The organism is Bacillus cereus group sp. BfR-BA-01350, assembly GCF_022663775.1.
GTDB classification, from domain to species: Bacteria; Bacillota; Bacilli; order Bacillales; family Bacillaceae_G; genus Bacillus_A; species Bacillus_A paranthracis.
In genome coordinates, this window is record NZ_JAKUGD010000005.1 from 64,616 (window position 1) to 88,791 (window position 24,176).

A 24,176-nucleotide genomic window follows, 5' to 3' on the forward strand; every position below is an offset into this window, starting at 1 on the left:
ATCGATTTACCGGCTATATTCATTAAAATTTGTACCTTATAGCAAAAAAGGCTGTTCCAGATGAACAGCCTTTTTGCTACTTCTTTACTTTCCTAATTCTCCCCCTTATTTCACCCTTCTTATGGGACTTCGTATAAACATTTACATATACATTCGCCTGAATGATTTCTTGCAGTAAGCTATCAAACGCTCGCCCCTGTAAAGGCCCTTCAAAATCCCCCACATTAACTACACCAGTGACGACTCCTTCATTAACACTAATACCTTGCTTTAATGGACCAAATAAACTTAAAACAATTGGACCAATTTGATTTGCTTTCCCTAAATGAATTTGGCATGATGTAACTTTTTCGATGTTTTTCAATATGACCCGATATTGCAACTTCTTTAAATTCTCACTAAATATAAACTCTGCTACGCCATAAGCTTCTGTATTTACAGGAGGTATTTCCCTCTTACCTGTTAACCTCGCAAAGAAATGTGTTGTCATACGGGCATTCTCCTTATATAAATTTCCCAGCACTACTTCTACTACTTTATGGTTTATACATAATCATTTATGACTTTTTCAAGCTTTAATTACGAAGAAAAGATTCACACAATCTTTACATTAGAATCGTTCCTTTTGCTTTACTACCTCTTGTATAATGCACTTAGAAAAACATTCTAGGAGGTCATTTTGAAAAAAAACAAATACACTTTTCACACATTATTAGAGATTTTTCTCGTCTCATTTAAATTAGGACTTACTTCGTTTGGTGGCCCCGTCGCCCATCTCGGCTATTTCCACCACGAATATGTACAAAAAAGAAAATGGATGGATGAACGGAGCTATGGAGATTTAGTAGCACTAAGTCAATTCCTTCCTGGTCCTGCTAGCAGCCAAGTCGGTATGGGGGTTGGATTATTAAGGGGCGGACTATTAGGAGCTATTATTTCATGGATTGGATTCACACTACCGTCTGTGCTCGTTTTAGTTTTCTTCGCTTCATTCTTTAATCAGTTCGATCTTGGAAGTGCTGGCTGGATTCATGGGCTAAAACTTGTAGCAGTCGCTATTGTCGCTCATGCCATATGGGGAATGGCGCAAAAATTAACGCCAGACCGAAATCGTGCGACGATTGCAATTGCAACTGCCGCAATCGCCTTATTATGGCCAAGTAGCTGGACACAAGTCATTCTCATTATCATATCTGGCTTTATCGGTTGGTTTTTATATCGCAATCAACCAATTAGCCAATCTCAACATATAAAAGTACCTATTTCAAAAAAGATAGCAGTTTCTTGTCTCGTCTTATTCTTCGGACTATTACTACTGCTACCAATATTAAGACCGTTCTCTTATTACATCGCTTTATTTGATAGTTTCTATCGCTCTGGTGCACTTGTATTTGGAGGCGGACACGTCGTCCTCCCCCTTCTTGAAGGTGAGTTCGTACAAAACGGAATGATGACGAAAGAACAGTTCCTAGCTGGATACGGATTAACACAAGCAATGCCAGGACCACTATTTACATTCGCTTCTTATATAGGAGCAGTGTTAAACGGAACGCTTGGGGCAATACTCGCAACCATTGCGATTTTTCTTCCTGCTTTCTTACTCGTTATTGGTGTTTTACCCTTTTGGGACAGTGTGAGAAAAATATCTTTCATACAAGGCGCACTACTTGGAGTCAATGCGGCCGTTGTCGGTATTTTATTAGCAGCTTTTTATGATCCGATTTGGACAAGCACGATTATGAATGCTGTAGATTTTGTTTTTGCATCTCTTCTATTTTGCTTGCTCGCTTTTTGGAAAACACCACCTTGGGTTATCGTTATACTTGGAGCCTTTGGCGGATATATTCTATCCATTTTGTAAATAAAAAAAGACGGCATAATGTAGCCGTCTTTTTTCTATTAAAACTTTACAAGCTCTATTCCTTCAGGCAACTCACTCTCTGTTAAAATGCGCAATTCTTCCACGCGATCCATTACGTAAGAAGAACGCTTCACAAGCTCTGGATCAATATACGCTGGATGAACCATAATTTCTACCGTTTGTTCACCTTGTACTCTTTCTTTTAACTTCGCAAAGTAATCTTCCGTCACACCATCTGCGTAAAAGTCACTGTAAAATACGTCAGAAAATGGGCGTACTGCTCGCTCTTCCTCACAACGACGGATCGGAACATTATATGTAGTCGCTAATCTCTCAAGAACATCGTGCAAAATCGGTAAGCCGTGCACATGGTGATGACTATCTAAATGAGTTGGCGTTAATCCGTAAGATAAGAATTTCTCAATTTGAGCAGTCCATTCTCGCTCCACTTCTTCCGGATTTATCTTCCCTTCCCATACGATGCTTTGTTTATGAAACAATCCATCGCTACTTACAAGTGATGGTACGTCTCCAAGAAGCGGTTCCCCTGCTGTTAATACGAGATGTACGCCTACTCCTAATGTTTTATACTCTTTTGCTAAGCGTACCGCATGCTCTGTTCCTGGCATATTCATCATCATCGTCGTTGAATTTACAAGTCCATTTATATGTCCATCAATAATGCCGTAATTTGTACCTTCTGTAAGACCGAAATCATCTGCATTTACAATTAATTTAATCATCGTAACACCTCCTAATAGAATAAAAAAAGCGGGCTAAATAGCGCCGCTTTTATTTCTCTACCTTTTTGAAGAACTGCGGAAGATATTCTTTATGCGCTTCCAACATTTCATCTAAAATTTGTTTTGCCACTTTATCTGATGGTACAAGTGGGTTAATTGTCATAGCAAGCAGCGCTTTATGATAATCCCCTGTAACAGCAGCTTCAATTGTTGTGCGCTCAAATGATTTAATTTGTTGTACTAAACCGCGAACTGGTACTGGAAGATCTCCCACTACAATTGGTTTTGGACCTTCTTTCGTAATAATACAGTTCACTTCAACAGCCGAATCATGTGGTAAGCTTGCAATCGTTCCGTTGTTTCGTGTATTAACAGGCTGGATATCACCTTTATTATTGTAAATAGACGTAATTAAGCTACATGCTGCATCACTATAATAAGCGCCTCCACGTTTTTCTAATTGTGGTGGTTTAATATCTAAATTCGGGTCTTTATATAACTCGAATAAATCATCTTCTAATTGTTTTACTACTTCTGCACGTGTACCTTTTTCAACCGAAGCTTCTTTCTCTTCTTCTAACATTTCACGTGTTTTGTAGTAGTAACGGTGATATGGACATGGAATTGCACGAAGGCCACGAATAAAGTCTGGTTCCCAGTTAAGCGCTGCGATATTTTCCATCGTAATTTGCTTTTCTGGATCTGTTACAAGCTCTAACACACGATCCATTACACTGACGCCATCTAAGTATACGTCTAGTCCGTATACCATATGGTTTAAACCTGCGAAGTCAACGTGTACACGACTTGCATCTACTTCAAGTAATCTCGCAAGACCCATACGAATTCCGATTGGAACGTTACATAGACCAACTACTCTTTGAATATTTGTATAACGAAGAACAGCTTCTGTTACCATACCAGCTGGATTTGCAAAGTTAATTAACCATGCATTCGGACAAAGCTCCTCCATATCCTTACAAATATCTAAAATAACAGGAATCGTTCTCAATGCTTTGAATAAACCACCAGGACCATTCGTTTCCTGACCGATTACATCATATTTTAACGGGATTGCTTCATCTTTTGCGCGAGCTTCTAATAAACCTACGCGAAGCTGCGTCGTTACGAAGTCAGCATCTTTTAATGCTTCGCGACGATCAAGCGTTAAATGTACCTCAATTGGTAAACCAGATTTTTTTACCATACGTTTCGCTAAGTTACCAACGATTTCTAACTTTTCTTTTCCTGCCTCAATATCTACTAACCAAATTTCACGAACAGGAAGCTCATCATAACGTTTAATAAATCCTTCAATTAACTCTGGTGTATAACTAGATCCACCGCCGATTGTAGCAATTTTAATTCCAGTCATGCTTTATTCCCCTTTCGCTTCAAGCTTTTTATAAAGATCGATAAACTCTGCTGCTAATTCTTTTACTGTAATCGCATTCATTAAATGATCTTGTGCGTGAATTAAAAGAACACTAATCTCTGTTTTTTCTCCTCTTGCTTCTGATTGTATGAGCTCCGTTTGGAAATGATGCGCTTCATTAATCGCTTCTTTCGCCTTTACCATCGCTTCATCAGCCTCTGCCATTTTCCCCTGTTTGGCAAATTGAAGTGCCTCCATCGCAAAGCTTCGTGCATTACCACTATTTAAAATCAATTGGAATGGAATTTGTTCTGCTGTAGTCATCATAATTACCGCCCTCTCTATTATCGTTCAACCGACTTACATACCCCTTCAGTTTGAACATTTCTATTAAAATATTAATTTATGAATGATAGTTTGGTGTTCTTGTAGATGGGTCTCATCTTTTTGAACATGATATAAAGGTGATTGTCCTCACAGATAATGTTATCTGTGAGAACAATTACTGTGTTACATAGGTACAGAGTTGTTATTTCCTTGTGCTGCTGCTTTTTCAGTACGAACAACAGAACGATCGCATAATACAACGAATGGATAATAGATTACCATCGCAATTACAAAGTTGAATAACTGTAGAATTGCGCCTGAAAGATGCCCACCTGTTACAAGATAACCACTAATAATTGGTGGTGTTGCCCATGGAATCATCGCAACTGTTTTTGGTACCCAACCAATAGATATAGCTGTATAAGAAGTAATTACTAATACAATTGGTGTTATGATAAACGGTAAGAATAAAACTGGATTTAAAATAATTGGCGTACCAAAGATTACTGGTTCGTTAATATTAAATGCACCTGGTCCAATTGATAAGCGAGATACACCGCGTAATTGTGCACTTTTTGCTACAAGTAATACAACTACTAAGAACGCTAATGTTGCACCAGAACCACCCAGATATACGAAAGTATCAAAGAATGGTTTTGTAACAATGTTTGGAACATCAAATGCAGATGTACCACCTTGGAATAACTTCATGTTTTTCTCTAATGCCGGTAAGTATAATGGCTCAATAATACCACCAACGATATTCGGACCATGTAAACCGAAGAACCAAAGAAGATGAACAAGGAGTACAATGACAATTGCACTTGGTAATGTCCCTGCTAAACTTTGCAGTGGTGATTGAATCGTATTAAAGATAAATTCATGAACACTTGTACCAGCTAATTTCACTGCTAATTGAATACCCGCAACTACTGTTAAAATAACAAATGCTGGAACTATAGCTGCAAAAGATCTTAAAACTGCTGGTGGTACTCCATCAGGCATTTTAAAAGTAATGTTTCTTTGTACGAAGAAACGGAATACTTCAGTAACAAGGAGTGCCACAATAATTGCTACGAATAACCCTTGTGCACCTGTCCAAACTAAGTTCAATCCGCCTTCTTTCGGTGTTGTTGGCGTAAGAATAATTAACGCACCAAATGAAATAATACCTGCTGACAAACCATCAACGCCGTAAGATTTTGCTAAGTTATAACTTGTTGTAAATGCTATGATCAGTGCTAGAATCGCAAAAGAACCAGTCCACATTCCACCGCCAACTTGTTTCCACGTTTCACCAAACAAACCTTTCATGAAATCTTGGAAAGCTTCAGATGGAAAACCATTAATTAGTGATGCCAGTGCACCAACTAAAATAAGTGGCATAACTGCGATAAATCCGTCACGGATCGCAGCTAAATGACGTTGCGACCCGATTTTACCAGCGACAGGAACAATATATTTCTCCATAAATGCAATAAACTTTTGCATTTTACTTCCCCCCTAATTATTTTTTAAGTGTCAATGCATGATCTAAAACTGCTTCTCCATTCATCATGCCGTAGTGCATTGGATTGATAACGTCGATTCCAACGTTTCTCTCATCAGCAAGCGTTTTCATTGAAGAAAGCATGTAACGAACTTGTGGTCCTAGTAATAATACATCTGCTTGATCGATATTTGTTTTTACTGCATCCCCAGATACAGCCCAAATCTTTCCTTCTAGACCGCGAGCTTTTGCAGCCGCTTCCATTTTTGTAACTAGTAAACTTGTAGACATCCCTGCTGAGCAACATAATAAAATATTCATTTGAAAATCCCCCTTGTGTAGTATAAAAAATTTATATTTTATTTATTTTTCTTTACGCTATTTATTAATGCAATTAGCGTGCCAACTTTTTAAAACCACTAAATTCAGCACTTTTTCGACCATTTTCTTTGTGTGTTAACGCTTTCAATTAGTGTGTCGACCAAAAAACACACAGTGTGTTATAAAACAACACGCTTTTAACACATAACTGTATGAAAATAGATTAGTGTTTAGTTGTCTAGTTGTGTTTAAAACAAAAAAACACTAAAAAAATTTTTTTAGCGTAAAAATCTATTAAAAAAACTCCTCTATCTATTGTCCAAGCAAACTCTACTAAATCACATAGAATAGAGTAAAGTAACACAATTCGAAAGGGGATTCCTATGCCAAAACATAGAAAACAAAGCAAAATAAAGATTTATAGAATAACAAGCTATAAAAAAGACAAACGTTCTGAATTAGACTCTAACAAATTTGAACTAGAACAGCAGGCGGTAGAAAATAAGCAGGACAAGCATGGCAAACAGGACAAACAGGATAAGCACGACAAACAGGATAAACAGGATAAACAGGACAAGCAAGCACAAACGGAAAATGTAGTCATAGTACCCACGGATTCACACAACCTAGATATATGGGATGAAATTTCTCTAAAAGAAATACAAGCTGGTGAACATACAAATTTATTTGCGGAACAAAGTAGTTATCAAAATATTAATTTGGTACAAGTTAGTGATATCCGTTTATATTTGGACAAGCAACTACAATTCAGTTCCGTCGATGAGCAAATTTATCATGAAGCACTTGTGCATCCAATTATGTCAAAAGTAATTGATCCAAAACGTGTTCTCATATTAGGCGGTGGCGATGGTCTTGCCCTGCGAGAAGTTTTGAAATATGAAACTGTGCTACATGTAGACCTTGTTGATTTAGATGAGGCAATGATTAATATGGCACGTAATGTTCCAGAAATAGTATCTTTAAACAACAATGCATTTTTGGATAGTCGCGTGAATGTGCACGTATGTGATGCGAAAGAATTTCTAAATTCTCCTTCATCCTTATACGATGTAATTATTATTGATTTTCCTGATCCAGCAACAGAAATTTTAAGTACTTTATATACAAGCGAACTTTTTGCTCGGATAGCTACATTCTTAACAGAAGATGGTGCATTCGTCTGCCAATCTAACTCACCCGCTGATGCACCTCTAGTATATTGGAGTATCGGTAACACAATTGAACATGCGGGATTAACTGTGAAAAGTTATCATACAATCGTTCCTTCTTTCGGAACTGACTGGGGATTTCATATTGCCGCTAATTCTGCCTATGTACTCGATCAAATTGAGCAATTATATGTAGTGCCAACACCTCGAACATTACCTTCTCTTCTTTCTCCTTTATTTCAATTTAGAGAAGAACATTTAGAACAACGTAATCTCGCTCTTCTAAACTCAGAATCGAACCTTATCCTGCATCAATGTTATAAACAGGAAATGGAGTTTTGACGATATCACAGGAAGGAGTGCTACCTTATGGAATATTCTACTTTCGGTAAGCATATAATAGTAGATTTGTGGGGAGTGGATTTTTCCCTATTAGATGATATGTACTTTTTAGAACATCATTTAGTTCACGCTGCTGATCAATCTGGTGCCCACGTTTTAAACGTAAGTACAAAAGAATTTGATCCGCATGGCGTTACTGTTTTAGTTTTACTATCAGAAAGCCACCTTTCTATTCACACTTATCCCGAAAAAAACTTTGCAGCTATCGACTGTTATACGTGCGGTACAACCGTTGAACCGCAAATAGCGATTGATTATATCGTAAGTATATTGAAACCAAATGAGATGCATATAAAAAAACTGATTCGTGGTATAGGAGAAATTGTTACTGTCGATTAAATATCACTCTTACTCATTTGTAAAAAGGAGGATTGTAAATACCATCAGTGGAACAAACACTCCACTGATGGTACAGACACATACATAAAAAACCTTGCATACGCAAGGTTCATTCAGCTACCGACATCTTCTTATATAATTCTACAAATTCACTCGCTAATTCCTTCACCGTAATTGCATTCATTAAATGATCTTGTGCGTGCACCATCAGAAGGGTAACTTCGGTCTTTTCACCACCGGCTTCTTTCTGTATGAGATCCGTTTGTACACGGTGTGCCTCTTTTAATTCCTCTAACGCTTCTTGTAATTTCGCTTCTGCTTCTGTAAACTCTCCACGCTTCGCGCAATCAATTGCTTCCATTGAACAACTTCTCGCATTTCCCCCATGCAAGATTAAGTGAAAGGCCTTCGTTTCTACCGTATCCATTTTAGTTCTTTACGCCCCCTTTTCTTCCGCTATTTTTTGTTTATCCCATATTTTTAAGAACGGTAAATATATGACGAACGCTAGTGCAAAGTTAACGAGTTGCAAAATCACACCTGAAATTTTGCCACCCGATCCTAAATATCCACTAAATAGAATTGGTGTCGTCCATGTTACAGCAGCACCACTTGGGCGAGCTACCAATCCCCATTCCATTGCGAAATAAGAAACAATCGTTAATACAACAGGAACTACTATAAATGGAATAAGTAAAAGTGGATTCATGACAATTGGCATACCGAAAGTTACCATTTCATTAATATTAAAAATACCAGGTGCAATTGACAATCGTCCTAAACTTTTTAATTGCTGACTTCGCGCAAACAATAACATTCCGACAACTAAGGCTAGTGTTGCACCAGAGCCGCCCATATAAATCCATAAATCAAAAAACTGTGCGGTAATCGTATTCGGTACATCTTGGCCCGCTTGAAAAGCAATCCGGTTCTGATCCATTAACGATAACCAAATCGGGCTCATTACACCGCCCACAATTGTAGCTCCATGAATTCCACACGCCCAAAGGACATGAACGAGAATAACCGCTATAACTGCTCCCCAAAGACTAGCACCAAGTATACTCAGCGGTTCTTGCAGTAGCTTCCCTACAACATTATGAATGCTTCCGAAAGTTGTGTGTTCAAAAATCAATCTAATGATCCAAACAACTGTCACAACAATAAACCCAGGAATAAGCGCTGCAAATGAACGCGTTACTGCCGGCGGAACTGTCTCAGGCATTTTTATAATCATCTTTTTTTGTACAAGAAATCGGTATATTTCAGTAGATATAATTGCAATAATCATCGCTACAAATAAACCTTGGCTTCCCATTAATGCCGCTGGAATTACTCCATCTACCAGTATACTTTCTTTCGTACCCGGCATGATATATGAAACTTGAAATGGAGTTGCAAGTAAAAATGTCACAAGCGACAATGCCCCGGATGCTAAAGCGTCCACTTTATAATATTCCCCAAGCCTGTAAGCGATTCCAAAAACGGCTATTAAAGCCATTATATTAAAAGTTGCACTAACTGGATACCCTAATGCTACGTTCCAGTTTTTCCCGAACAAACTCGCCATGAATTCACTATACCCTGGGATTGGTAATGTACTAATAATAAGAAAAATTGATCCTATAATTAAGAACGGCATCGTCAATACAAGTCCATCACGAATTGCTAGCAAATGCCTCTGCTCTGCAACCTTCCCTGCTACCGGCATTACATATTTCTCTAAAAACCGTATCATCTATCCCACTCTCCTCATGGTTTCATTGACAAAGCTGCTTGCAAGATAGCTTCCCCATTACAAAGTCCGTAATGAACGGATTGAATGACATCAACAGGTACCCCTTTCTCCTTACATAATTCCTTCATTTTCGGTAATAAATAACGTACTTGTGGCCCAAGTAAAAGTACATCGGCTTTATCAATATGGCTATTTACTTCAGAACCTGATACAGCCCAAATCTTTACCTCTATTCCTCTTGCCTCTGCTGCTTTCTCCATTTTAGTAACAATCAAACTGGAAGACATTCCCGCTGCACAGCAAAGCAAAATATTCATCTCGCTTCCCTCCCCCTTTTTCTAAACCTAAATTATGGTGCATCCCTTACCACAACTAGGTTACAAATATATATGTCTAGATTTCCTGCTGTATGCCGAGCTTAAAAACAAAAATTTCTCGGTTTTCACGCTATTCCATCTATCCGTATTCTCCTAGTAAAGAGGGCTTTAACTCGCTATAATAATTCAGTATGATTTTTTTAATTGATAGGAGGATATATTTATGAAGGCATATCGCTTTCCACTTATTTTATTATCTTCTATCCTAATTGGTGGTTTCATTGGTTATTTCATGGGTGCCGATGCAGTTGCTTTAAAGCCGCTTGGTGACATTTTCTTAAACTTAATGTTTACGATTGTTGTACCGTTAGTGTTCTTTAGCATCGCGTCATCCATTGCTAATATGGATGGATTAAAACGTTTCGGTAAAATTATGTCTAGTATGGCTGGGACTTTCTTATTTACAAGTATTTTAGCTGCTATTTTTATGATTATTGTCGTGAAAGTATTCCCGCCAGCACAAGGTGTTGTATTAGAACTAACCCAACCTGACAAAGCTGAAAAAGCAGTTAGTGTTGCAGATCAAATCGTCGGTATTCTAACAGTATCTGACTTCTCGAAGTTACTATCTCGTGAAAATATGTTAGCTCTTATTTTCTTCTCTATTTTAATGGGGATTGCAACTTCAGCAGTTGGTGAAAAAGGAAAACCATTCGCTACATTCTTACAAGCTGGTGCAGAAATTTCAATGAAAGTCGTATCTTTCATTATGTACTACGCTCCAATCGGACTTGCTGCTTACTTCGCAGCATTAGTTGGTGAATTCGGACCACAGCTTCTTGGAACTTACTTCCGAGCAGCAATGGTATACTATCCAGCGTCTCTTATTTACTTCTTTGTATTCTTTACGTTCTATGCATACCTTGCAGGTCGCAAGCAAGGTGTACAAGTATTTTGGAAGAACATGGTCTCTCCTACAGTTACATCTCTTGCAACTTGTAGTAGTGCCGCAAGTATTCCAGCGAACTTAGAAGCAACGAAGAAAATGGGTATCTCTTCTGACGTTCGTGAAACAGTTGTCCTTCTTGGATCTACACTTCATAAAGACGGCTCTGTTTTAGGCGGCGTATTAAAAATTGCTTTCTTATTCGGTATTTTCAACATGGAATTCGAAGGACCGAAAACATTAGCAATCGCACTTGTTGTTTCTCTATTAGTAGGAACAGTAATGGGCGCTATTCCAGGCGGCGGTATGATTGGTGAAATGTTAATCGTTTCTTTATATGGCTTCCCGCCAGAAGCATTGCCAATTATCGCAGCAATCAGTACAATCATTGATCCTCCTGCAACGATGTTAAACGTAACAGCAGATAACGCTTGTGCCGTAATGACAGCTCGCCTTGTAGAAGGTAAGAACTGGATCAAAAACAAATTTGCTTAATAGATAGAAAGAGGATGCTCGTTTTGAGCATCCTCTTTTTGTCGTTATTTGTTGATAAGTCGATATCCCTTGTCGAAACGTCGATATATTGAAAAAATCGTTGATATATTTGAAGTTATGAACGATATATCCGAAAAATCGTCGATATAATCTATTCCGCCACAAATTTGTTAAAATCTTCACAAATATTCCACATCCATTATCCATTCTCCGTACTATAATCATGTATGGAAAAGGAGATGGACATAATGACTCAAAGCGCACCTGAATTTAAAGTTCTGCAAAGCATTGCATTCCTTGCTGTCGTCTTGCAAAGTTCCTTATTATATACAATGAATCAAGGAAATGTCTTACTTGAGCAATCCCTCATTATGGGCATGCTATTTAACCTTGCAAAATTTTCAGCACCTGCATTCATATTTATCGTCGGCTTCCACTTAATTCGTCACTATACAAAGCAATTAGTATACAAAGAATATATTTCTGAAAAAGCCGCACATTTACTCATTCCTTATCTCTTCTGGTCTATTCTTTACTTATTAACAACAAACGATATGATCACATTACAAGGCGGAATAAAAAGTTTATTACTCGGAACAGCCGCACCCCATCTTTGGTATGTGATTATGATGTTTCAAATTCACCTACTGTTCCCTTTGCTGTGCACACTATTTTATTGGTTTCAAAAACGAACAGAAAATAAAAAAGACATATATAAATATATGACCGTCTTTGCTTGCCTATATTTCCTCTTAATGTGGTATTCTTCGCACTACATTTTTAATGGAGAGAAATTGACTAGCTCAACCATTTTACATTATACAGACCGTTCCTTTTTCTTCTACTCATTCTATTTCGTCATGGGAGGAATCGCTGCTGTCGCACTAAAAGCGTGGCGTACATTTGTCATAAAACATATTCCGCTTATTACAATCTTATTTTTTATCTTATTTTTATTCATCAATTATGAGTTATTTAGTTTTTACGGAGCAAACTCTATTCATTTAACCGTTTCGACTTATTTAAAGCCATCTATGTTTTTATATATCGTATGCGAAATTATCATACTTTACGTGCTATCGATTACAATCGTACAACGACGCGGTTTCTTATATAAAGCTTTACGATTTATCGGGAATTACACGTATGGTGCTTATTTAGCTCACTTTTTCTTCTTGCAACTATGTACAAAGTTTCTTTCTTTATTCATACTGCAAGAAAACACAATATTGTATAGCTTATTATTATTTACAATAACAGCCACAATCTCGATTTCAACAATGGTCATATGCAGTACACTACCATTTCATACATGGATTACAGGACCGTCTCCTAGGGCAAATGTGAGATGGGCGAAGATCGTACTTCGAAAAAATCACGAAAAAGTATGCAAACCATATCTTTGATATAATAGAATTCCATACAAGAAAAGAAAGTAGGATACACCTATGATTAATCAAATTGGACAAATTATGTTATATGTAAATAATCAAGATGAAGCCATGCAATTTTGGACTGAGACAGTAGGGTTCCAAATTATTGCGGAAGAAAATAATGGACAAGGATTTCGCTGGATTGAAATTGCGCCAGCAAAAGAAGCAGGGACAAGCATCGTCCTTCACGATAAAGCGTTAATTGCAAAGATGCAACCTGAATTAAACTTAGGTACTCCTTCACTTATGTTCTTCTCTAACAACTTAGATCAACTATATAAAGATCTTTCTGAGAAAAACGTTACTGTTGGACAAGTTGTAGATTTACCTACTGGCAGAGCTTTTAACTTTGCTGATAATGAAAACAATTACTTTGCGGTAATGGAACGTAAATAAAAAAGAAGCTATCCGAAAAAATCGGATAGCTTCTTTCATTTTAAGAAACTTTTTCTACATTCGTTTCCCTATGTTGTATATGGCTCGTAATCCAAGCAATTCCACCAGCAACAACGAGATAGCATAACAATATTAAAATTTGCATTTGTAATTGCGACCAATCTCCTAAAGAAATCACATCTTGCAATCCTCTAAGAGAATGGGACATTGGGAGAAATTGTCCAATCTTGCTAAGAACAGCTATATTTAATTCTCCTGGGAAAGTCCCACCGCTCGTCGCTAATTGCAAGACGAGAAGCGTTACCGCTAAGAACTTTCCAACAAGACCAAATACCGTTACTAACATAAGAATAAACGTCATGAACGTAAAGGAAATAACGATACTTGATAAAACAAAGAGTGGCACACTTGCAACTTCTAATTTCATAACTCCTAGCACAACCACATCCACTAGTAATGCTTGAATAAGTCCAATTAAATATACTAATCCTAATTTATTAATAAAATGTACCGTTCCGCTTACTTTCATATTTTGTCTACGGCCAAGCGGTAAAATATTTGATGCCATAATTCCGCCAACATAAAATGCAAGCGATAAGAAATATGGTGCAATACCTGAACCGTAATTAGGCACGTCAGAAACTGTTGATTTCACTAATTGAACCGGCTCTGAGAACATCGTATTGCGTGCATCATCATTCCGAACATCTGCTATCTTCTCTGCGCCCTCTCCTAATTTCGTAGAAAGTTCTTTCGCACCATCGTCAAGTTTAACAAGTCCGTTCGTTAACTGATCAGCACCATGATTCAGCTCTGTTCCCCCGCTCGCAAGTTGATTTACACCTTCTTGTAATGATGTAAATCCAGTTCCCCATTTCGTAAATCCACTAGCTAAATTCGCCGCACCATCTGCTATCTTTTTCGTTCCAGCAGTAGCCTCATTTAACTTAACTCCGAATGTATTTATACCTTCTTCCATCTTATGTTGACCATCCGCAAGCTTCTTTGCACCTTGCGTCAATTGTTGCTGGCTATTATTTAAGGTGTTTGTTGCTTTAGCTAATCCATTAGAAGTAGCAACGATTTTTTGAAAATCAGGATCTTGCTGCACTTCTGGATGACTTTTCACGTACTCTTCTAATTGTTGTTTTACACTATTTGCTGCATTGTCCGCTTTCACTTGCCCGTCAGCAAGTTTCTCACTTCCGTTCACCCATTCATTTGTACCAGCACTTAATTCACTAACCCCTGATTGTAAGTTTTTTTCACCTTGTGCTAATAACTCCATACCACTATGAAGGGATTTTGCCCCTTCACTCAGCTCATTCGCTCCATCAGTTAAAGCTGATTGACTAGAAGCAAGTTTTTCACTTCCCTCTTTCACTTTTGATGTCCCGTCACTTAAACGATGAATACCATCTGCAAGCTGATTTGCCCCATTTCTTGCATCTGTCGTTCCTTCTTGTAACTTCCCAGCACCATTACTTGCATCACTCAACCCTTGTGCTAAGTCTTGAAACTTTGAAAAGACACCTTCTGTATAAGATTTCGTAATACTATTTGAAATTTTTGTTTTCATATTTTCAACAGCTGTCGTTCCAATTTGCGCTGCTACAAAGTTTTTACCCGGATTTACTTTGTACTGAAGCTGCGCTGGCTCTGGTTTCTCATCCATAAGTGTACTTACCTTTTTAGAGAAATCCTCTGGAATCGTAACAACCATATAGTACTTATCTTCTTTTAGCCCTTCATCAGCATTTTTTTCTGATACGAAATGAAAAGCTAGTTCCTTATTCTCTTTTAAATTTTTTACAAAATCGTCTCCTGCACGAATTGTTTTCTCATCCATCGCAGCACCCTTATCTAAATTTACAATCGCAACAGGTAATTTATCTAATCGTCCGTACGGATCCCAATATCCAGCTAAAAAGAACCCTGAATAAATTAAAGGAACGATTAATAAAAAAATTAAAGCGATACGCCCATGTTTATGGTGCCACATCGCTTTCCAATCTTTAAATACAAGTTGAATTCCTTTCATGAAACATACTCCTTCTCCGAATTTCACACCATTAGAATGGTTTAACAGATTTACTATACACGTCCATTTCCATACTGTATAATACATCTTTAATTATCAATCCATTCCTTTTGGTCTATAGAAAGGAGAATCAAAATGGAACTTCTTCAACTAAAATACTTTCAGACAGTCGCAAGATTAGAGCATATGACAAAAGCTGCTGAAGAATTGCATATCGCACAACCTTCGCTTAGCAAAACAATTGCTAGATTAGAAAAGGACTTAGGCGTTCCATTATTTGACCGCCAAGGTCGACAAATTACATTAAACTCTTTCGGGAAAGTATTTTTAAAACGAGTAGAGCGCATTTTTCATGAATTAAGTGAAGGCGAACGAGAAATTAAAGATTTAGCTAACTTACAACAAAGCTCTATTACGTTGGCTGTTTCTATTCCAAGAATATTACCCGAACTAATTGGTTCTTTTTTACTAGAACATCCTAACGTTCGATTCCAACAATTTCTCGCATCTACTCCTTCTATGAAACGACAACTAGATAATATAGAAATTGACTTTTGCATTTCTTCTGTGCCAATTGAAGGCGAAGAGATTATTTGGGAACCACTTATTACAGAAGAAATTTTCTTAGTCGTCCCTTCAGGCCACCGTTTATCAGAACGTGAAAGTGTATATTTGCATGAAGTAAAGGATGAACCGTTCATTAGTATGAACACTGGTTACGGATTTCGGCACTTAACAGATGAATTTTGTAAAGAAGCTGGCTTCACTCCACATATCGCTTTTGAAGTAGATGAACCAACCGTGATTAGCGATCTTATTAAGCAAGGCCTCGGCATCGCCTTTGTCCCAAGTTTAACTTTATTAAAAAACTCTACTTTAGCATTAAATAAGTTACGTATTATTGAACCAAATTGTGAGCGAACGATTGGGTTAAGCTGGTCAAAAAAACGTTACTTATCGAAAACTGCTCAGAAATTCCGTGAATTCGTAATTGATTACTTCTCCAATATTAGGACTTAAAATAATATTAAACAATAAAAGATGCCATCCCCATAGGGTGGCACCTTTTATTTTTCACTCTTCTCTAATTCTATTTCAGCTAAAAGCGGCAAAACATTATCAAAAATATGCGTATTGTTATTTTCGCCTGTTACATATCCACCGTAATATCTACTAAATACGTTGTCATTTCGGAATGTGGCCATATGATCATATAATTCCTTTGCGAACTTTGTATCACCTGTTTGTAGTACGTACAAAATCGTTAATCCGTAAGCGGCTGGCGATTCATAATTCACAGTTTGTTTTCCCGTTTCTAAATTGTAACGACCGTATAGCTTTCCATCCTCCTGGAATTTCTTCTTTATAAATTCCAAATAAGCATCTGATGAAAGACCACCTAAACTACGATGATATGCAACGTATGATTGGTCAATAAGATTCACTTCTTTGTCGTACGTAAATGTACCATCTGCTTTATACTCTTTCGGGAATGCCCATCCATGCCTTGGATAATCCGCTAAAAATTGAACGACTTCCTCATATTGCTGAGCAGAAACTTTTCCATACTTTTTCATATAGGAGAATGCGCGCGGATTTATATATGACGTTGTTGCAAAATTATTTTGTTTCCTTGCATCTGCATCATAATAATCAACATAATAATTATCTTTCTTATTATAACGAATTACAGCATCACTCAATTGATCTGCCAAGTTTTTATATCGCTCTTCCTTGTACATTTCATAAGCGCGATATAACTGTTCTATAATACGAAGATCATCAATAAGTGCATTTGTAGCTGACTGCATTTCTCCCTTTTCAGAGATTTTCCATAAAACAATTTGGTTCTTATGTACAAAGTTATTTTGAATAACCTTAACTTGTTCATCGAATAACGCTTGATCGTCTTTATCGAGTGTATATTGTAACCATAGTCCCGCTGATTCCGATAAAGCTTCACGGCCCTTCGCTTCACCCGTTCCTGCCTTTGTATCCGCTAAACGATATGTAGCAAACGTCCCATTTTCATTCACCATATGTCTTAAAATAAAATGTTCCGTACGGTTTCCTTGCAAAGCTGACCAAAATACAATTCCACCTAAAGCGATTAAGAGAACAACCCCAACCCCTATATATAAACGTTTCCGCAATCCTTTCACCTCCCTATTAAGGCTAACCTTAATTTTACCAGAACATACACAAATTTAAAAAAGACAATCTATTAGATTGTCTCCCGTTCCTTTATCATCCCTCGCAAGCCTCTTTAGAAGGTCTATATAGCGATTCTACGAGTCGATCATACTCACTACGCGTAATCTCTTTATTATACAGCTTCAATAATAAATCTCTATGCTCTTTTGAAAATGCCATCTTTTTAATGACTTCAGGATACATAAAACATCCTCTCCATTTCACATAAACTTCTTCACTTCGAAAACAGAACTTATGTTCGCATAAAAGATTATAAAATATTCCTTACTAAAAAACAAACAAAATATTAACTTCTTTCTATTTAGAATATTCAAACACAATATTATCATATCCACTTTTTAAATACATATATATTTTTGGAAGTTTTTTTGAATAAATCTTCCAATTCAATCAGAAAATAATGGCAAAAAAGAAGAGGAGTTTACATATGGATACGGTAACATTAGCAAGAGCATTTTTCGGTTCTTCACTAGCATTCCACATTATCTTCGCAACACTTGGTGTCGGACTTTCATTAATGATTTTTATAAGTGAAATACTCTATCACTGGAAGAAAGATTCCGACTACGCCATTATGGCAAAAAGATGGACAAAGGCCTTTGCCATCCTTCTTGGTGTAGCAATTCCAACTGGAACAATCGTTGGTGTACAAATCTCACTGCTTTGGCCTGGTTTTGCCAAAATTGTTGGGCAGGTTATTTCTGTTCCCTTTCAAATTGAGATTTTCGCCTTCTTTTTAGAGGCTTTGTTCATGTCCATTTATGTATATGCAGCTGACAAACTACCTCCATTCATGAGATTAATCTCGCTATTCTTCGTCATGATTGGTGCCACGGCATCCGCCGTGCTTATTACATCGGCAAATACATGGATGAATACACCCGCGGGCTTTTCAATGGGACCAGATGGATCAGTTTTTAACGTTGATCCGTGGAAAGCTTTCTTTAATCCGAGTTTTGGCACGAGCGCATTCCACGTTGTGATTACAGCCTACGCAACTGGAGCTGCCGTCATTGCCTCTATCGCCGGATTTAAATTATTAAAGAAGAATGTAAGTGAACGTGAAGTGGCATATCATAAAAAAGGACTACTGTTAGGACTCGTCGTGACATTTATTACAGGCGCTACGATGTGGCTTTCGGGACACGAATCGGCAATTGCTTTACATAAGCATTCCCCTGAAAAACTGGCATCTGCTGAAGCTTTATTTGAAACGACATCACATGCACCGTTATCAATTGGCGGCGTTGTAGATCCTAACACACTTGAACTAAACTATGCACTAGAAATTCCGAACATGCTTAGCCTACTAGTAGGACTAGACCCTAACACTGTCGTAAAAGGACTAAAGGAATTCCCACAAGAAACATGGCCACCATTTTACACGCATACACTGTTCAATTTAATGGTTGGCACTGCTGCCTTTACCTTTGCAGTTGCAGCAATTGCCCTCTTATATTGGTACTTTGTTTACCGAAAAAAAGAAACAGAGCTACCGAAGTGGCTTCTTTGGGGAGCTGCCGCATGTGGACCAGTTATGATGCTCGGCATTGAATTTGGGTGGATTTTCAGCTGTAGCGGTCGTCAGCCATGGACCATTTACGGTATGCAACGTACAGTCGATGCTTCTACACGCGCTGATTTTGTCGGTCCTTTATTTATTCTATTCATCATTTTATATATTGGACTCGGTATTTTAACAGTTTTTGTACTACGGACATTCTTTAAGAAACATCCGCTTACAAATGATTTACATCACGAAGGAGGCGATTCTCGTGCATGAGGAAAGTATTGCAATCATCATCTTATGGGCTCTTATTTTCGTATACAGTATATTAGGGTCCATCGATTTTGGAGCAGGTTTTTGGGGCATGGTATACGCAAAACATCCAACGCTAGCTGCCAAGCTTGCCAACCGATACTTATCACCGACTTGGGAAGTAACAAATACATTTCTCGTCTTTGTCGTTGTCGCTTTTCTTGGCTTCTTTCCGAAAGCCGCTTTTACCCTAGCAACGGTAATGTTCGTACCCGTTATGTTAATTCTAGTACTCGTGGCAATTCGCAGTACATTTATGGTATTTGCTTATTCCCTGCCGAAGTACCAACACCTTCTTCGTATTATTTCAGGTATTACAGGACTCTTAATTCCAGCCCTATTAATTACCGTTTTACCTGTTACAGAAGGTGCCTATATTACAATGTCTGAAGGAAAAGAAGTACTCCTATATGGAAAACTTCTTTCTAGTCCTGTTATTTATTGTTATATGCTCTTCGGACTAACTTCGGAACTATTTCTTTCCTCCCTCTTTCTTGCTGATTTTGCGAGAGAACAAGGTTCAGAAGATGCATATAGAATTTATAGAAGAAACGCGATTATCCTTGGTCCTGCAACGCTCGTTACGGCGATTATTGCCCTCGTTGTAATGGATCCGGAAACACACTGGCTTATGCAAGGGCTAATAAAGCAATTCACATGGTTTACAGTTTCTATCGTTTTATTCATTATCGGATACTCTTCTCTTTGGTGGACAAACAAGAAGTATGACACACTAGGATACCCTCGCATTGCCGTTTTAGCAGTCGTCGCTCAATATGCATTTGCAAGTTATGCTTACGGCGTTGCGCATTTACCGTATATTATTTATCCTGATGTAACTGTATTTACAAGCTTTACAACGGTCGAAACATTCTATGCATTGCTTATTCTATATGCAATTGGGATTGCAATTTTATTACCAGGATTTATTTTCTTCTGGAATTTATTCTTGAAGGATCGAACTTTTTTGAAGGAAAAATAATATTGTAGGGCCTGTTCCAAAAGGTATTTTGGGATGGGCTCCTTTTGTCATGTTTTGTCGATAAGTCGATATAATTTAAAAATCGCTGATATATTTTGAGTTGCGCTGATATATTCCAATAATCGCTGATATATTTTGAGTTGCGCCGATATATCTCAATAATCGCCCATATAAATTTCATTTACTATCTTACTGCCCTTCTAATTTATAGACTCCTCTCACAATAGTTATTTCACTATTCGTGACACATGTCCTTTCGCTTGAAAAACACATATTCACTTTATTCCATTATATGTCTAGTTCTTCCTATTTTCCGCTGAATATACTACCAATACAAACCTTAAGACAAGCTACATTACTTTAAGGAAAAGTAGAAAGGTAGGTAAAATATGAGCATTGAAATATGGATTACTATTATTGTATTCTTCTTAACAATGATTGTTATCTTTTGGCGACCTCGTGGTTTAAATGAGGCGTGGCCGGCAGCAATTGGCGCTGGCATTATCCTGATTACTGGACTTGTATCAAAACCAGACGTCATGGACATTATTAGTAAAATTGGCGGTGCCTCCATAACAATATTAGCGACCATCGTTATGGCGGTTATATTAGAAAGCTTCGGATTCTTCCACTGGTCCGCAGCGAAACTTGCAAACTTAGCAAAAGGCTCCGGGCGCCGCTTATACTGGTATATTCAATTATTATGTTTTCTTATGACTCTTTTATTTAATAACGACGGTAGTATTTTAATTACAACGCCAATCTTAATTCTTCTCCTAAAAAATCTTCAATTAAAACCGCATCAACAAATCCCTTATTTATTAAGCGGTGCTTTAATCGCTACTGCATCTAGTGCACCAATTGGTGTAAGTAATATCGTAAACTTAATCGCATTAAATATCGTGAATATGACTCTTTATATGCATACTGCTATGATGTTTGTACCTGCAACATTAGGACTATTGTTTATGTCATGGCTTATGTATACGGTTTTGAAGAAAAAACTTCCGAAAAAATTGCCTGTTTCTTCATATGATATTGAAGAAATATTCTTCACGAAAAACTTTCATCCGTTAAAAGGAAAAAATTCAGTTGATACGAAACAAAAACGGACAAGGTTCATGCTAAAAGTATTAGGCTTCGTCTTCCTTATGCGCTGTCTTCTATTCGTTGCATCCTTCTTATCCATCCCAATCGAGATTGTTGCCGTACTCGGTTCACTCGTTCTTCTCATTTGGAGATGGTACTACTTACGAACGAACCCTGTCGACATTTTGAAAAAGACACCTTGGCACATTTTGATTTTTGCTTTCTCTATGTATGTCATTATTTACGGGCTCCACAACGCAGGATTAACAGCAGCGCTTGTCCAATGGCTTGAACCAGTTGTAAGTCAACATCTGCTTTATGCTAGCTTTGCAATGGGTGGACTCGTTTCTCTCCTCTCCAATGTCTTCAATAATCACCCTGCACTTATGATTGGTACCATTACGTTAACAGAAATGGGATTAGATCCAGTCACATTAAAAACTATCTATCTCGCAAATATCATTGGTAGTGACATCGGTTCACTATTATTACCAATCGGTACGCTAGCTTCTCTCATTTGGATGTATATCCTGAAACAAAACAAAATTAAAGTAAAATGGAAAGACTATTTAAGTGTATCCCTTATCGTTATTCCACTCACAACAGTCGTTACATTATTCCTCTTATTCTATTGGGTACATCTCTTCTTCGCCTTATAAAGTGAAACTTTAATCAGTGGGGGTTTTGTACATCCACCACTGATTATCAGCCCTAACCAATCGGGCTTTTACGGGCAGTTGCCCCCCACCTAACTTCTTTGCTTCCGCTGAATTTTGAGGTGGGGGTCTTACTGCCCACAAATAGCGGGATAAACAACAGAAGCCCACTTTGCTACCGTCTTAGCAAAGCGGGCTTCTTCTATATTTAAGTTAGGTACTACAGTGTGATCAATCAAGTAAAGAGGTGTAACGTGTTATTGGTATAAATGACTACCAGTTTCTTTAAATTCTTTCGCTTTCTCTTTCATTCCTTTTTCAATTGCTTCTGTCGTTTCTAAATCATTTTCTTTTGCGTATTCACGAATATCATGTGAAATTCTCATACTACAAAACTTCGGTCCACACATGGAACAGAAATGAGCCGTTTTCGCACCTTCTGCTGGCAACGTTTCATCGTGATACTCCATCGCGCGTTCAGGATCTAAAGATAAATTAAATTGATCGCGCCAACGGAATTCAAAACGAGCTTTTGAAAGTGCATCATCACGCTGATGAGCCGTTTTGTGCCCTTTCGCTAGATCAGCTGCATGCGCAGCGATTTTGTACGTAATAACACCTTCGCGTACATCATCTTTATTCGGTAAACCTAAATGTTCTTTCGGCGTTACATAACAAAGCATCGCCGTTCCAAACCAGCCAATCATCGCAGCTCCAATTGCGGATGTAATATGGTCATAACCTGGTGCAATATCTGTCGTTAACGGTCCAAGTGTATAGAATGGTGCGCCCTGGCAAATATCAAGCTCTTTCTCCATATTTTCTTTAATTAAATGCATCGGTACATGCCCAGGCCCTTCAATCATAACTTGCACATCATGTTTCCAAGCAATCTTCGTTAATTCACCAAGTGTTTCAAGCTCAGAGAACTGCGCTTCGTCATTTGCATCTGCAATCGAACCTGGACGTAATCCATCTCCAAGAGAGAACGAAACATCATACTGCTTCATAATTTCACAAATCTCTTCAAAATGAGTGTATAGGAAGTTTTCTTTATGATGGTATAAACACCACTGCGCCATAATTGAACCACCGCGCGAAACGATACCTGTCGTACGCTTTGCAGTAATCGGAATGTAACGAAGTAATACGCCAGCGTGAATTGTAAAGTAATCTACGCCTTGCTCCGCTTGCTCAATTAACGTATCACGATACACTTCCCACGTTAAATCTTCTGCAATTCCGTTTACTTTTTCAAGAGCTTGATAGATCGGTACAGTTCCAACTGGTACAGGCGCATTACGAATAATCCACTCGCGCGTCGTATGAATGTTTTTACCTGTAGATAAATCCATAATCGTATCTGCACCCCAGCGAGTAGCCCATGTCATCTTCTCTACTTCTTCCGCGATAGAAGAAGATACAGCAGAGTTTCCGATATTTGCATTCACCTTCACGTGGAAATTACGTCCAATAATCATCGGCTCTGCTTCCGGATGGTTAATATTTGCTGGTAAAATAGCGCGACCTTCCGCAATTTCCTTACGAACAAACTCCGGGTCTACTCCTTCACGAATCGCAACATATTCCATCTCAGACGTAATGATGCCATTACGTGCATAATGCATTTGCGTAACATTTGCACCTTGCTTCGCTCTAAGCGGTTTGCGATCCATTTGCGGGAAAACAGGTGTATGTTTCGAAGCCACCTTCACACCGTCATCCTCTGGTTTTACTTCGCGTCCTTCGTATGCCTCTACATCTCCGCGCTCTAGGATCCAAGAGTGGCGCGGCGCCTGCAACCCCTTCTCTAACTCGACTTTATACGCAGGATCTGTGTAAGGACCGCTTGTATCATACACACGAATTGGCGGATTCGGGACGCCATTTGTATCGCTTTGTTCAATCTCACGCATCGGTACTTTCATACCTTCTCGTGGTCCATCCACATACACTTTCTTACTTCCTGGTAAACTCGATTTCAATTCAATTTGCTCAGCTGAAACAGACTGTTTCATAACCTT

At 38.0% G+C, this 24,176-nt stretch carries 23 protein-coding genes; 10 read left to right on the forward strand and 13 right to left on the reverse strand.

Annotated features, from left to right (window positions below; all coding sequences use genetic code 11):
• Positions 1-76: 76 nt before the first annotated feature.
• Positions 77-490, reverse strand: coding sequence for an exosporium regulatory protein ExsM (exsM, locus tag MR147_RS13320; protein WP_074606603.1), 414 nt, complete (start codon positions 488-490; stop codon positions 77-79).
• Between the two features lie 189 nt (positions 491-679).
• Between exsM and MR147_RS13325 the strand changes: the two genes are divergently transcribed.
• A complete protein-coding gene (locus MR147_RS13325) occupies positions 680-1,861 on the forward strand; it encodes a chromate transporter (RefSeq protein WP_242304396.1) in 1,182 nt (393 codons plus the stop codon).
• 38 nt (positions 1,862-1,899) lie between these two features.
• On the opposite strand, the gene chbG is transcribed toward MR147_RS13325, so the two are convergent.
• The 5 genes from chbG to MR147_RS13350 all read right to left on the reverse strand — a co-directional run bounded on the left by chbG (position 1,900) and on the right by MR147_RS13350 (position 6,116).
• Complete coding sequence (chbG, locus tag MR147_RS13330; protein WP_074606599.1) at positions 1,900-2,604, reverse strand: chitin disaccharide deacetylase; 705 nt, start codon at positions 2,602-2,604, stop codon at positions 1,900-1,902.
• A gap of 49 nt (positions 2,605-2,653) precedes the next feature.
• Complete coding sequence (gene celF, locus MR147_RS13335; RefSeq protein WP_242304398.1) at positions 2,654-3,979, reverse strand: 6-phospho-beta-glucosidase; 1,326 nt, start codon at positions 3,977-3,979, stop codon at positions 2,654-2,656.
• 3 nt (positions 3,980-3,982) lie between these two features.
• Positions 3,983-4,306: a PTS lactose/cellobiose transporter subunit IIA gene (locus MR147_RS13340; protein WP_000989050.1), complete on the reverse strand. Its 324-nt coding sequence runs from the start codon at positions 4,304-4,306 to the stop codon at positions 3,983-3,985.
• A 183-nt stretch (positions 4,307-4,489) separates the two neighbouring features.
• Positions 4,490-5,797 carry a PTS cellobiose transporter subunit IIC gene (gene celB, locus MR147_RS13345; protein ID WP_001168828.1) on the reverse strand — a complete coding sequence of 436 codons (1,308 nt, stop codon included), beginning with the start codon at positions 5,795-5,797 and terminating at the stop codon, positions 4,490-4,492.
• Positions 5,798-5,813: 16 nt separating this feature from the next.
• Positions 5,814-6,116 carry a PTS sugar transporter subunit IIB gene (locus tag MR147_RS13350; RefSeq protein WP_001023569.1) on the reverse strand — a complete coding sequence of 101 codons (303 nt, stop codon included), beginning with the start codon at positions 6,114-6,116 and terminating at the stop codon, positions 5,814-5,816.
• A 383-nt stretch (positions 6,117-6,499) separates the two neighbouring features.
• Here MR147_RS13350 and MR147_RS13355 point away from each other — a divergent pair, with 383 nt between their 5' ends.
• Both MR147_RS13355 and speD read left to right on the forward strand, forming a co-directional pair.
• Entirely contained in the window at positions 6,500-7,627 is a 1,128-nt protein-coding gene (locus MR147_RS13355; RefSeq protein WP_242304400.1) for a polyamine aminopropyltransferase, read from the forward strand.
• 27 nt (positions 7,628-7,654) lie between these two features.
• Positions 7,655-8,026: an adenosylmethionine decarboxylase gene (speD, locus tag MR147_RS13360; RefSeq protein ID WP_074606594.1), complete on the forward strand. Its 372-nt coding sequence runs from the start codon at positions 7,655-7,657 to the stop codon at positions 8,024-8,026.
• A gap of 109 nt (positions 8,027-8,135) precedes the next feature.
• On the opposite strand, the gene MR147_RS13365 is transcribed toward speD, so the two are convergent.
• Genes MR147_RS13365 through MR147_RS13375 form a run of 3 tightly spaced genes read right to left on the reverse strand, consistent with a single transcriptional unit; the run spans position 8,136 to position 10,081 of the window.
• Positions 8,136-8,453 carry a PTS sugar transporter subunit IIA gene (locus MR147_RS13365; protein WP_046198049.1) on the reverse strand — a complete coding sequence of 106 codons (318 nt, stop codon included), beginning with the start codon at positions 8,451-8,453 and terminating at the stop codon, positions 8,136-8,138.
• A 9-nt stretch (positions 8,454-8,462) separates the two neighbouring features.
• Positions 8,463-9,764 carry a PTS cellobiose transporter subunit IIC gene (celB, locus tag MR147_RS13370; protein ID WP_046198048.1) on the reverse strand — a complete coding sequence of 434 codons (1,302 nt, stop codon included), beginning with the start codon at positions 9,762-9,764 and terminating at the stop codon, positions 8,463-8,465.
• A 14-nt stretch (positions 9,765-9,778) separates the two neighbouring features.
• On the reverse strand, positions 9,779-10,081 hold the full coding sequence (locus MR147_RS13375) for a PTS sugar transporter subunit IIB (protein ID WP_001023546.1): 303 nt from the start codon (positions 10,079-10,081) through the stop codon (positions 9,779-9,781).
• A gap of 223 nt (positions 10,082-10,304) precedes the next feature.
• On the opposite strand from MR147_RS13375, the gene MR147_RS13380 reads away from it, so the two are divergent.
• From MR147_RS13380 to MR147_RS13390, 3 genes are all read left to right on the forward strand, one after another.
• Complete coding sequence (locus tag MR147_RS13380; RefSeq protein ID WP_000649370.1) at positions 10,305-11,522, forward strand: dicarboxylate/amino acid:cation symporter; 1,218 nt, start codon at positions 10,305-10,307, stop codon at positions 11,520-11,522.
• Positions 11,523-11,770: 248 nt separating this feature from the next.
• Positions 11,771-12,928, forward strand: coding sequence for an acyltransferase (locus tag MR147_RS13385; protein ID WP_242304402.1), 1,158 nt, complete (start codon positions 11,771-11,773; stop codon positions 12,926-12,928).
• 42 nt (positions 12,929-12,970) lie between these two features.
• Complete coding sequence (locus tag MR147_RS13390; protein ID WP_074606590.1) at positions 12,971-13,351, forward strand: VOC family protein; 381 nt, start codon at positions 12,971-12,973, stop codon at positions 13,349-13,351.
• A gap of 40 nt (positions 13,352-13,391) precedes the next feature.
• On the opposite strand, the gene MR147_RS13395 is transcribed toward MR147_RS13390, so the two are convergent.
• Positions 13,392-15,392, reverse strand: coding sequence for a YhgE/Pip domain-containing protein (locus MR147_RS13395; RefSeq protein WP_074606588.1), 2,001 nt, complete (start codon positions 15,390-15,392; stop codon positions 13,392-13,394).
• 135 nt (positions 15,393-15,527) lie between these two features.
• Between MR147_RS13395 and MR147_RS13400 the strand changes: the two genes are divergently transcribed.
• Positions 15,528-16,412, forward strand: coding sequence for a LysR family transcriptional regulator (locus MR147_RS13400; protein WP_074606587.1), 885 nt, complete (start codon positions 15,528-15,530; stop codon positions 16,410-16,412).
• A 47-nt stretch (positions 16,413-16,459) separates the two neighbouring features.
• Here MR147_RS13400 and MR147_RS13405 read toward each other — a convergent pair whose 3' ends face one another.
• Both MR147_RS13405 and MR147_RS13410 read right to left on the reverse strand, forming a co-directional pair.
• Positions 16,460-17,545 (reverse strand): transcriptional regulator, encoded by a 1,086-nt coding sequence (locus MR147_RS13405; protein WP_242304404.1) that lies wholly within the window; start codon positions 17,543-17,545, stop codon positions 16,460-16,462.
• Between the two features lie 94 nt (positions 17,546-17,639).
• Positions 17,640-17,789, reverse strand: a complete 150-nt coding sequence (locus tag MR147_RS13410) for a hypothetical protein (RefSeq protein WP_000283184.1) — start codon at positions 17,787-17,789, stop codon at positions 17,640-17,642.
• Positions 17,790-18,033: 244 nt separating this feature from the next.
• Between MR147_RS13410 and cydA the strand changes: the two genes are divergently transcribed.
• From cydA to MR147_RS13425, 3 genes are all read left to right on the forward strand, one after another.
• On the forward strand, positions 18,034-19,389 hold the full coding sequence (cydA, locus tag MR147_RS13415) for a cytochrome ubiquinol oxidase subunit I (protein WP_000381959.1): 1,356 nt from the start codon (positions 18,034-18,036) through the stop codon (positions 19,387-19,389).
• On the forward strand, positions 19,382-20,407 hold the full coding sequence (locus tag MR147_RS13420; protein ID WP_000544181.1) for a cytochrome d ubiquinol oxidase subunit II: 1,026 nt from the start codon (positions 19,382-19,384) through the stop codon (positions 20,405-20,407). Before cydA ends, MR147_RS13420 begins: the two co-directional genes overlap by 8 nt.
• A gap of 389 nt (positions 20,408-20,796) precedes the next feature.
• Positions 20,797-22,155: an arsenic transporter gene (locus MR147_RS13425; RefSeq protein ID WP_000021134.1), complete on the forward strand. Its 1,359-nt coding sequence runs from the start codon at positions 20,797-20,799 to the stop codon at positions 22,153-22,155.
• Between the two features lie 254 nt (positions 22,156-22,409).
• Here the strand turns inward: MR147_RS13425 and thiC are convergent, their stop codons facing one another.
• Positions 22,410-24,170: a phosphomethylpyrimidine synthase ThiC gene (gene thiC / locus MR147_RS13430; RefSeq protein ID WP_242304406.1), complete on the reverse strand. Its 1,761-nt coding sequence runs from the start codon at positions 24,168-24,170 to the stop codon at positions 22,410-22,412.
• Between the last annotated feature and the right edge of the window lie 6 nt (positions 24,171-24,176).

Excerpts from the sequence above, each read along its gene's own strand:
- MR147_RS13355 (WP_242304400.1), top strand. The coding sequence starts at position 6,500 with ATGCCAAAACATAGAAAACAAAGCAAAATAAAGATTTATAGAATAACA.
- speD (WP_074606594.1), top strand. The coding sequence starts at position 7,655 with ATGGAATATTCTACTTTCGGTAAGCATATAATAGTAGATTTGTGGGGA.
- MR147_RS13390 (WP_074606590.1), top strand. The coding sequence starts at position 12,971 with ATGATTAATCAAATTGGACAAATTATGTTATATGTAAATAATCAAGAT.
- MR147_RS13385 (WP_242304402.1), top strand. The coding sequence starts at position 11,771 with ATGACTCAAAGCGCACCTGAATTTAAAGTTCTGCAAAGCATTGCATTC.
- MR147_RS13350 (WP_001023569.1), bottom strand. The coding sequence starts at position 6,116 with ATGAATATTTTATTATGTTGCTCAGCAGGGATGTCTACAAGTTTACTA.
- chbG (WP_074606599.1), bottom strand. The coding sequence starts at position 2,604 with ATGATTAAATTAATTGTAAATGCAGATGATTTCGGTCTTACAGAAGGT.
- MR147_RS13410 (WP_000283184.1), bottom strand. The coding sequence starts at position 17,789 with ATGTATCCTGAAGTCATTAAAAAGATGGCATTTTCAAAAGAGCATAGA.
- celB (WP_046198048.1), bottom strand. The coding sequence starts at position 9,764 with ATGATACGGTTTTTAGAGAAATATGTAATGCCGGTAGCAGGGAAGGTT.
- MR147_RS13365 (WP_046198049.1), bottom strand. The coding sequence starts at position 8,453 with ATGGATACGGTAGAAACGAAGGCCTTTCACTTAATCTTGCATGGGGGA.
- exsM (WP_074606603.1), bottom strand. The coding sequence starts at position 490 with ATGACAACACATTTCTTTGCGAGGTTAACAGGTAAGAGGGAAATACCT.
- cydA (WP_000381959.1), top strand. The coding sequence starts at position 18,034 with ATGGATACGGTAACATTAGCAAGAGCATTTTTCGGTTCTTCACTAGCA.
- MR147_RS13375 (WP_001023546.1), bottom strand. The coding sequence starts at position 10,081 with ATGAATATTTTGCTTTGCTGTGCAGCGGGAATGTCTTCCAGTTTGATT.
- MR147_RS13395 (WP_074606588.1), bottom strand. The coding sequence starts at position 15,392 with ATGAAAGGAATTCAACTTGTATTTAAAGATTGGAAAGCGATGTGGCAC.
- MR147_RS13425 (WP_000021134.1), top strand. The coding sequence starts at position 20,797 with ATGAGCATTGAAATATGGATTACTATTATTGTATTCTTCTTAACAATG.
- thiC (WP_242304406.1), bottom strand. The coding sequence starts at position 24,170 with ATGAAACAGTCTGTTTCAGCTGAGCAAATTGAATTGAAATCGAGTTTA.
- MR147_RS13380 (WP_000649370.1), top strand. The coding sequence starts at position 10,305 with ATGAAGGCATATCGCTTTCCACTTATTTTATTATCTTCTATCCTAATT.
- celF (WP_242304398.1), bottom strand. The coding sequence starts at position 3,979 with ATGACTGGAATTAAAATTGCTACAATCGGCGGTGGATCTAGTTATACA.
- MR147_RS13400 (WP_074606587.1), top strand. The coding sequence starts at position 15,528 with ATGGAACTTCTTCAACTAAAATACTTTCAGACAGTCGCAAGATTAGAG.
- celB (WP_001168828.1), bottom strand. The coding sequence starts at position 5,797 with ATGCAAAAGTTTATTGCATTTATGGAGAAATATATTGTTCCTGTCGCT.
- MR147_RS13340 (WP_000989050.1), bottom strand. The coding sequence starts at position 4,306 with ATGATGACTACAGCAGAACAAATTCCATTCCAATTGATTTTAAATAGT.